At 69.9% G+C, this 8948-nt stretch carries 7 protein-coding genes, 1 rRNA gene and 1 pseudogene; 1 reads left to right on the top strand and 8 read right to left on the bottom strand.

The annotated features are described in order from the left end of the window. Together RM704_RS24745 and RM704_RS24740 are read right to left on the bottom strand one after the other, a co-directional pair. Positions 1-319: ribosomal RNA gene (locus RM704_RS24745) — 16S ribosomal RNA — on the bottom strand; the annotation flags it as partial. 686 nt (positions 320-1005) lie between these two features. Continuing rightward, entirely contained in the window at positions 1006-1563 is a 558-nt protein-coding gene (locus RM704_RS24740; RefSeq protein WP_033529257.1) for a MarR family winged helix-turn-helix transcriptional regulator, read from the bottom strand. A 159-nt stretch (positions 1564-1722) separates the two neighbouring features. Between RM704_RS24740 and RM704_RS24735 the strand changes: the two genes are divergently transcribed. After that, positions 1723-3003, top strand: coding sequence for an MFS transporter (locus RM704_RS24735; RefSeq protein ID WP_192829736.1), 1281 nt, complete (start codon positions 1723-1725; stop codon positions 3001-3003). Positions 3004-3037: 34 nt separating this feature from the next. On the opposite strand, the gene RM704_RS24730 is transcribed toward RM704_RS24735, so the two are convergent. From RM704_RS24730 to RM704_RS24705, 6 genes and pseudogenes are all read right to left on the bottom strand, one after another. Beyond that, positions 3038-3433, bottom strand: coding sequence for a hypothetical protein (locus tag RM704_RS24730; RefSeq protein ID WP_033529259.1), 396 nt, complete (start codon positions 3431-3433; stop codon positions 3038-3040). Between the two features lie 5 nt (positions 3434-3438). After that, on the bottom strand, positions 3439-4545 hold the full coding sequence (locus RM704_RS24725; protein ID WP_033529260.1) for a hypothetical protein: 1107 nt from the start codon (positions 4543-4545) through the stop codon (positions 3439-3441). 34 nt (positions 4546-4579) lie between these two features. Further along, a pseudogene (locus tag RM704_RS24720) lies at positions 4580-5158 on the bottom strand (ABC transporter ATP-binding protein); the annotation flags it as partial. A gap of 69 nt (positions 5159-5227) precedes the next feature. Further along, positions 5228-5383 (bottom strand): hypothetical protein, encoded by a 156-nt coding sequence (locus RM704_RS24715; protein WP_157856732.1) that lies wholly within the window; start codon positions 5381-5383, stop codon positions 5228-5230. Positions 5384-5463: 80 nt separating this feature from the next. Beyond that, entirely contained in the window at positions 5464-7134 is a 1671-nt protein-coding gene (locus tag RM704_RS24710) for an ATP-binding SpoIIE family protein phosphatase (protein WP_033529261.1), read from the bottom strand. 225 nt (positions 7135-7359) lie between these two features. Continuing rightward, the gene (locus RM704_RS24705; protein ID WP_033529262.1) at positions 7360-8724 is read right to left on the bottom strand and encodes an NAD(P)/FAD-dependent oxidoreductase; all 1365 of its coding nucleotides are present in this window, start codon (positions 8722-8724) and stop codon (positions 7360-7362) included. Positions 8725-8948: the final 224 nt, after the last annotated feature.

Below are 8948 nucleotides of genomic sequence, written 5' to 3'. Positions count from 1 at the left end.
CTCAGTCCCAGTGTGGCCGGTCGCCCTCTCAGGCCGGCTACCCGTCGTCGCCTTGGTGAGCCGTTACCTCACCAACAAGCTGATAGGCCGCGGGCTCATCCTTCACCGCCGGAGCTTTCCACACTCATCGGATGCCCGAGAGTGTTGTATCCGGTATTAGACCCCGTTTCCAGGGCTTGTCCCAGAGTGAAGGGCAGATTGCCCACGTGTTACTCACCCGTTCGCCACTAATCCCCACCGAAGTGGTTCATCGTTCGACTTGCATGTGTTAAGCACGCCGCCAGCGTTCGTCCTGAGCCAGGATCAAACTCTCCGTGAATGTTTACCCGTAATCGGGTGCACACCACGAGAGCGGAACCACCGGCGGAATAAGCCGATGATTCACAGCGTCCTCGCTGTGTTTGTTTCAAAGGAACCTCGCCCCAACCGAAGACCGGCCGGGAACGGGGTATCAACATATCTGGCGTTGATTTTTGGCACGCTGTTGAGTTCTCAAGGAACGGACGCTTCCTTTGTACTCACCCAAGCTACTCTCGGGCTTTCCTCCGGGCAGTTTCCCTTCGGTCTTGCGTTTCCGACTCTATCAGATCGTTTTCCGATCCGATTTCCTCGGTGCTTTCCAGGTTTCCGCTTCCGCGTTTCCCTTTCCGGCGGTTCCGACTCTATCAGATCCTTTCGGGCCTGATTCCCAGTCAGCGGGTGTTGTCTTCGCGGCTGTTGGGCCGTTCCGACGTCCCAAACCTTAGCGGATCTGTCCGGCAGTTCCCAATCGGGTCTGTCGAACCCATACCGAACCCAAATCGAATTGAATTCGGGCAGACCGAATTCGCCCCGCTTGGGAGATCGTGCTGGTTGGTTTGGGTGCCGCTTGAGCGGCGGAGGTGCTGTCGCAGAACCGTTACGGCCCCGCGGCAACCCGAAGAACTCTACGGATCGCGGTGTGGACTGTCAAGCCTCCCCCGGGTGACCCGCGGCCAAACCTCGGCCGTCCCCGAGCGTACGGCCTCAGTCGAGGTCGGTGAGACGGCCGCCGGCGTCCGGCTGGGCGTGCTCGACGCGGCGGAGGAGGCGGGTCAGCACCTCGCCCAGGACGGTGCGTTCGAGTGGAGAGAGGTCCTGGAGAAGGTCCTCTTCGAAGACCGAGGCGAGGCGCATGGCCGCCAGCCACTTCTCTCGACCGTCGCGGGTGAGCTCGACGATGACGCGTACGCGGTTGTTCTCGTCGCGCTCCCTCGTCACCAGGCCCTCCGCGACCATGCGGTCGATGCGATGGGTCATGGCGGCCGGCGTCAGGCCGAGTCGCTTGGCCAGCTCGCTCGGGCCCATCCGGTAGGGGGCACCGGACAGGACGAGAGCCTTCAGGACTTCCCACTCGGCATTGCTGATGCCGAGCTCCGCGGTCTGGCGGCCGTAGGCGACGTTCATACGGCGGTGGAGGCGGGAGAGAGCCGAGACGATCTTCTCGACCTGGGGGTCGAGGTCCTGGAACTCGCGCTGGTAGGCGGCGATCTGCTCTTCGAGTGTCGGCTCGGCGCTGCCGGGGGTGCCTGGGGTGTCGCCCATGGAGCGCAGTATGGCACGCCGCTGCTTGGCATCGAAGTCCTTCGGCGTGTACTGTTTAGGTCTAAGTTTTAGCTTCGAAGTCTTCACTGCTAACGCCTGCCCAGGTGGAGGCGGGCAGAGGGGCTTCCCTTACCTAGGCAGGTGAACGTGACCAGGGGGATGGGCGCAGCGATGCGCCGGATTCACGTGGGCAACGCGCTCGGCGCGTTCGGACTCGGCTTCACGGTCCCGTATCTGTACGTCTATGTGGCGCAGGTGCGGGATCTCGGGGCGATGACGGCGGGGCTCGTGCTGGCGGTCTTCGCCGTCGCCGCGCTCGTCGTGCTGCCGTTCGCGGGGCGGGCCATAGTCCGGCGCGGGCCACTTCCGGTGCTGCTCACCGCCCTGGTCACCGCCGCCGTCGGTTCGCTGAGCCTCGGACTGGCCACCGGTGCGACGACCGTGCTGGTGTCAGCGGCGGTGCTCGGGGCTGGGCAGGCCGTGACGCAGCCGGCGCTCGCGACGATGATCGTCGACTGTTCCGGTGCGGAGAACCGGTCGCGGGCCTTCGCGACACAGTTCTTCCTGCAGAATCTCGGGCTCGGGGTCGGCGGGCTGATAGGCGGGCATCTCGTCGATGCCTCGCGCGCGGGTTCCTTCGTCCTGCTGTTCTCGATACAGGCGGCGATGTTCCTGCTGCTCGTGGGTGTGATGGCGACCGTACGGATGCCCCGTGCGCCCAAGGTCGAGGGCGTGCCCGCGGAAGCCTCGGCCAAGGGGAGTTGGAAGCAGCTGTTCGGCAACCGGGCCATGGTGCAGCTGTGTGTGCTGGGCTTCGTGTTGTTCTTCGCCTGCTACGGGCAGTTTGAGTCGGGGCTCAGTGCGTACGGGGTGGAGGCGGCCGGGATATCGACCTCCGTGCTCGGGACGGCGCTGGCGGCCAACACCGCCGTGATCGTGGTCGCGCAGTTCGCCGTGCTGCGGTTCGTGACGCGGCGCCGGCGTTCGCGGGTGATCGCGGCCGTGGGTCTGATCTGGGCCGTGGCCTGGGGTGTCGCGGGCTTCGCGGGGCTCGGGCACGGGAGCCAGGAGATGGCCGTGGCCGCGTTCGTCTCGACGTACGCGCTGTTCGGGCTGGGTGAGGCGATGCTGTCGCCGACTGTCGCCCCGTTGGTCGCGGATCTCGCTCCGGCCGGGCTGGCCGGGCAGTACAACTCGGCCTTCGCGCTGGTGAAGCAGCTCGCGCTGGCTGTCGGTCCGGCGGTGGGCGGACCGATGGGCGCCTCGCTGCACGCGCCGTACATCGTGGCGTTCCTGCTGTGCTCGCTGGGGATCAGCGTGCTGGCGCTGCGGCTCGGGCGGGAGCTCACGGCCGTGCAGGACCAGCCCGCGCTCGCGAGCAGCCGAGTGGTCGCCGGGAGTGGGGCCGCCGTCGCGGATCCGGTGGCGGCCCGGGCCTGACGCCCAGGACCTGAGGGGGTGTGTGCGGAGCCCCTCAGGTGGCTCGGGCTTCGGTCACGCGGAGTTTGTGGGCGGAGAGGACAGCGGCGAGCAGTGCCGCGGCGTAGGTCGCCGCGGCGAGTACGCCCAGTTGCCACCAGGGCACGCTCAGGACGAACCCGGAGATCTGGGAGGCGAGGACCACGGTGGGGGTCACGGCGATGAGCAGACCGAGCAGGGTGCTCACCGCGATGAGGATGCCGTGCTGGCAGAGCAGCACCTGGCGGGCCCAGCGCGGGGGGATGCCCACGGCGATCAGTCGGGCGAGGTAGCGGCGCAGGATCCGGGTCTGGCTGCGGGTCGCGGCCAGTACGGCGGCGAGGGCAAGGAGCACCAGGCCCACGGCGGTGGCCAGGAGCGCGGCCGGGGGCACGGGGTCGTCGGGTTCCACGTGGATCAGGACGGCGCCTGCGTCCTGCCCGCGTCGACGACGGCCTGTTGCAGGGCCCGGGACTCGGTGTCGGTGACGCCCGTGACCATGATCGGTCCGTGGGCCTGGATCGGCAGGTCGAGCGCGGTCGCGGTGGCGCGGAGCATGATGCCGTCGGAGCCGGTGCGCCACTCGGCCGGGCTGACTTCGACAGAGGCCTCGGGCAGTTCGGCGGTGCTGCCGAGGATCTTGTCGCCCTGGCGGACGACGAGGGAGGTGTGTGCGTTCGGGCCGGTGGGGGCGTCGGGGGTGTGTGCCCAGACGAGCAGGCCGCCGTCGCGCAGGACGGAGGTCTGGGCGGAGTCGAGTCGGCGGCCGATTAGGCGTTCGACGTCGGCGGGTGTGTCGGCGGCGAGCAGGCTGCCGTCGCCGCCCTCTCGACTGGCCATGCGCGGGTTGTCGGGGTCGTCGTCCATCAGATAGCGCGGCTCGGTGCGGCGCAGCCCGTCGAGCGTGCCGGAGGCGTCGACGGTGCGGAGCAGGGCCTCGCCGGGCGGGAAGGTGTCGCTCTCGTGGCCGGACAACAGCTCGTACCGCTCGGGGTAGGGCCGGGAGGTCCAGTCGCTCTCCAGTGCCGTCACATTGCGGGCCGGTGTGGTGTTCAGCTGGACGTCGGTCGCGCTGAGCACGATCTCGGCGTCCGTGGCGTCGGCGTCGCGCATCCGGGAGCGGAGGTCGGCGAGGAAGGTGTCGTCGCCAGGGGGCAGGGACACCCCGCTGCCGTAGCCGACCTTGGCGCCGAAGCGGACCAGTTCGTTCTGCGCGACCTGTTCGCCGGAGAGGGACAGGGTCCGCAGGGTGACGAACATGCCCATGACCAGCAGTCCGGCGACGAACACGATCACCACCGATCGGGCCAGCGCGCGCGAGCGGGCCAGTCGCCGGGCGAGCCGTGCGGTCAGCCGGACCCGGTCGGCGAACGCCATGCGCCCGTACGCCGCGGGGCCGGGCGCGGTACGGGAGGGCGTCGTACGGTCCTGCGCCGGGCGGGCGTCGGCCGAGCGGTCACCCGCCGAACGGCCACCCTCCGAACGGTCGTCTGTGCTGTCGTCGGTCGTGCTGTCGTGGGTCATGCGACGCCGGGCCCCCGTGTCGTCTCCGTGGCGGTTACGAGCGGGGTTCCAGGCGGCCGTCGACGACCTCGTACACCGTGTCGGCGAAGTCGCGGCAGCGCGGATCGTGCGGGCAGATCACCGCGAGGACGCCGTCGTCGCACAGTTTCCGGAACAGCTCGAACAGTTCGCGTGTGGTCGTCGAGTCCAGGGCACCGGTCGGCTCGTCCGCGAGCAGGACGGAACGCCGGCCGGTGAGCGCCCGCGCGACACCCACCCGCTGGCGCTGTCCGCCGGACATCTGCCACGGCATGCGGTCCTCCAGCCCGGCCGGCCCGACGCGGGCCAGTTGGGCCAGCGCCTGCTCACGGGCTTCGGCGACCGGGAAGCCGTATGCCTCCAGGGGCAGCGCGACGTTCTCCACCGCGCTGAACTCCTCGATGAGGTTGTGCTCCTGGAAGACCACCCCGACGGTGCGCAGTCGGAGCTCCTCGCGCCGGGCCTCGTCGGCCGTGCTCACGTCCACACCGCCGACCTGGATCTCGCCGGAGTCGGCGAGGTCCAGGCCGGCGAGCAGATTGAGCAGCGTCGACTTGCCGGAGCCGCTGGCGCCGTAGATGCACACGAACTCCCCCGCGCGGAGTGTGCAAGGCCTACCACTCCGTTCGTCCGGACGAGCGGTGCGCCAGCGGCTGTCGTCGACTCAGCACCCGTTCCTCGTACGCCAGGACGTGATCTCGTCGCTGTTCCAGGGGGCGACGTTGTCGTCGGTGTCATTCCTGTGCATGTCCTGCTTGTCGCCCGAGCCGTTGGAGTGCTCGGCCATGCAACCGGTGTGGGTGGCGGAGCGGTTGGCCACGAGTCCATCTCGTCGTTGCGGTCTCCACCCAGGTTGGTCCACGTGTCCGGGGGCCGGAGTGTGCCCCCGGACCCGGCCGCTCAGGTGGTCCCCGGCAGGGCGAACTCGCACCACACCGCCTTGCCGCCGCCCGGTGCCCGGCGGCTGCCCCAGTTGGAGGCGATGGTGGCGACGATGGCGATGCCGCGGCCGGACTCGTCGGCGGGCTCGGCGCGGCGGAGCCGGGGAAGGTGGTCGTTGCCGTCGGTGACTTCCACGATCAGCCGGCGGTCGGTGCGGCGGAGCCGCAGACGCATGGGTGGGGTGCCGTGTTGCAGGGAGTTGGCGACGAGTTCGCTGGCCGCCAGGACGCCCAGGTCGTGCAGCTCCGGTGGGAAGCGCCAGCTGGTCAGGACGCCGGAGGCGAACGCGCGGGCGCGGGGCGCCGCTTCGACGCCGCCGAGGAGTTCGAGCGCGGCGTTGCGGAAGAGTTCGCTGTCGGGGCCGGTGCGGGCGGGGTGCTGGAGGACGAGGACGGCCACGTCGTCGTCGTGGTCGGCGGTGACGCCGGTCGAGCGGACCAGGCGGTCGCAGACGACCTGCGGGGTGCCCGTGGCGCCGGACAGGGCGCGTTCCAGGGCGGCGATGCCCTCGTCCAGGTCCTCGTTGCGGCGCTCCACCAGCCCGTCCGTGTAGAAGACGGCCGTGGAGCCGGGGCCGAGGGGGATCGAGCCGGAGGTGTGGGTCCAGCCGCCGGTGCCGAGCGGCGGGCCGGTCGGTTCGTCGGCGCGCAGGACCGTGCCGCTCTCGTCGCGGACGAGGATGGGGAGGTGGCCCGCGGAGGAGTAGACCAGGCGGCCCTCGTTGGGGTCGTGGACCGCGTAGGCGCAGGTGGCGATCTGGTTGGGGTCGATCTCCGTGGCGAGACCGTCCAGCAGCTGCAGGACCTCGTGAGGGGGCAGGTCGAGGCGGGCGTAGGCGCGGACGGCCGTACGGAGTTGGCCCATGACGGCGGCGGCGCGCACGCCTCGGCCCATGACGTCGCCGATGACGAGGGCGGTGCGGCCGCCGCCGAGGGTGATGACGTCGTACCAGTCGCCGCCGACGGCGGTCTCGGTGCCGCCGGGGTGATAGACGGCGGCGATGCGCAGGTCGTCGGGCTGTTCCAGTTCCTGCGGGAGGAGGGAACGCTGGAGGGTGACGGCGGTCTCGCGCTGGCGGCGTTCGCTGGCGCGCAGGCGTTCGCCGGCCTCGGCGTGGTCGGTGACGTCGGCGGCGAAGATCAGTACGCCGCCCTCGCTCTGCCCGGCACCGCTCGGCAGGGCGACGGGGGTGCAGGTGATCGTGTAGCTGCGGCCGCCGGGGGCCTTGCGGGACTTGACCGTGCGGGGTCTGGAGCTGCGCAGGACCTGGTCGAGGAGCGGGAGGAGGCCGAGGGCGTCCAGTTCGGGCAGGGACGCGCGGGCGGGTTCGCCGAGCGGGCGTACGCCGAAGGCCGCGACATAGGCGTCGTTGACGTAGGCCGTGCGGTGGTCGGAGCCGTGGACGAGGGCGACGAGGGCCGGGATGCGGTCGAGGATCTCGCGGGTGGGGAGGTCGTCGACGGCGGGCACGGTCGGATGGTCGTCCGGAGGGTCGTCGCTCTGCCGTTCGACGCGGGCCGCGGGCACGGAGCCTTCCCCGCGCCGGTCCGGGGTGACCGTGTGTTCGGTCCGCGCTGCGGCGCGGCGCTGCGTACCGGGGAGCCGGGCGCTCCAGCGCGTGAAGTTCACCGAATCCTTGCCTCGTGCCTCGTGTGGTCGTCTGTGGCCGGCTCCGGATCCGGCCGGTGGCCGGGGGGGTGCCCCGGGTGCGGCGGTGGGGGACGTCTGGTCGTGGGTATGGGTGGGCGAGGGGGTGGCCCCGCCCGGGATCATGGATCACGTCGCGGACCAGTCTGGCCGACCGGACCGACATCCGTCAGACGTCGGCCTGAACGGTGGAGTTCCTGGATCCGGTCAGGACGACCCCTTCGGGTTCTCAGGAGCCTTTCCACCGGCCGCGAGTTCGAACTCCGCACGGGGATGTTCGAGTGATCCGAGCGAGACGATCTCCCGTTTGAAGAGTCCGGAGAGGATCCATTCGGCGAGGACGCGGGCCTTGCGGTTGAAGGTGGGCACCCTGCTGAGGTGGTAGACGCGGTGCATGAACCAGGCCGGGTAGCCCTTCAGCTTCCGCCCGTAGACGTGGGCGACGCCCTTGTGCAGGCCCAGGGAGGCGACCGAGCCGACGTATTTGTGCGAGTACGTCTCCAGGGGTTCGCCGCGCAGGGAGTGGGCGATGTTGTCGCCGAGGGCGCGGGCCTGGCGGACGGCGTGCTGGGCGTTGGGCGCGGTCTCCTTGCCGGCTCCGGCGGTGACGTCGGGGACCGCGGCCGCGTCACCGGCGGCCCAGGCGTGCGCGACGCCTTCCACCGACAGCTCGGCGGTGCACTTCAGCCGCCCGCGCTCGTTCAGCGGCAGGTCGGTGGCGGCGAGGATCGGGTGGGGTTTCACCCCGGCCGTCCAGACGACCGTACGGGTAGGGAAGCGGGCCCCGTCGCTGAGGACGGCGACGCGGTCGGCGCACGATTCGAGGCGGGTGTGCAGCCGTACGTCGATGTTGCGGCGGCGCAGTTCGGTGACCGTGTAGCGGCCCATCTCCTCGCCGACCTCCGGGAGGATGCGGTCGGAGGCCTCCACGAGGATCCACTTCATGTCCTCGGGCTTGACGTTGTGGTAGTACCGCGCGGTGTAGCGGGCCATGTCCTCCAGCTCGCCGAGCGCCTCCACTCCGGCGTAGCCGCCGCCCACGAAGACGAAGGTCAGGGCGGCGTCGCGGATCGCGGGGTCGCGGGTGGAGGAGGCGATGTCCATCTGTTCGATGACGTGGTTGCGCAGGCCGATGGCCTCTTCGACGGTCTTGAAGCCGATGCCGTGGTCGGCGAGGCCGGGCACGGGCAGGGTGCGCGAGATGGATCCGGGGGCGAGGACCAGTTCGTCGTACGTCAGCTGCTCGGCGGCCGAGCCCTCCTCCTCGGTGGCGAGGGTGCTGAGGGTCGCGACGCGTTTGGCGTGGTTGATCGCGGTGGCCTCGCCGATGACGACCTTGCACTTGTCGAGGACCCGGCGCAGGGGCACGACGACGTGGCGGGGCGAGATGGAGCCCGCGGCCGCCTCCGGAAGGAAGGGTTGATACGTCATATAGGGGTCGGGGGACACGACGACGATCTCGACGTCTCCGCGTCCGAGTTCCGGTTTCAGCTGTCGCTGCAAGCGCAGCGCTGTGTACAGCCCGACGTATCCGCCGCCGACGATAAGGATGCGCATCGGTTCCTTCACCATCCCATGACGCACCTTGCTCGTTGGTTTGTCCACAGGCCCGGCAATTTGTGTGACCGGTCGCCGTGCGGGCGCAGGGTTGGCCGATTTGCCGGCGCGAGCGGCATGTGCGCAGGTCAGGTGGTGTGAGACCGGTTGCCGGAGGGGGCGCAAACCGGACGTAAACCGCCCGTACTCCGATCGAGGGGCGCTCCGTGCGGAACGTGCCCCTTCTGAATTGACTCCCT

Source organism: Streptomyces gottesmaniae, assembly GCF_031845845.1.
GTDB lineage: Bacteria > Actinomycetota > Actinomycetes > Streptomycetales > Streptomycetaceae > Streptomyces > Streptomyces akebiae.
The sequence above is the reverse complement of the archived record's forward strand: the minus strand, read 5'-3'. Positions and strand labels throughout refer to the sequence as shown.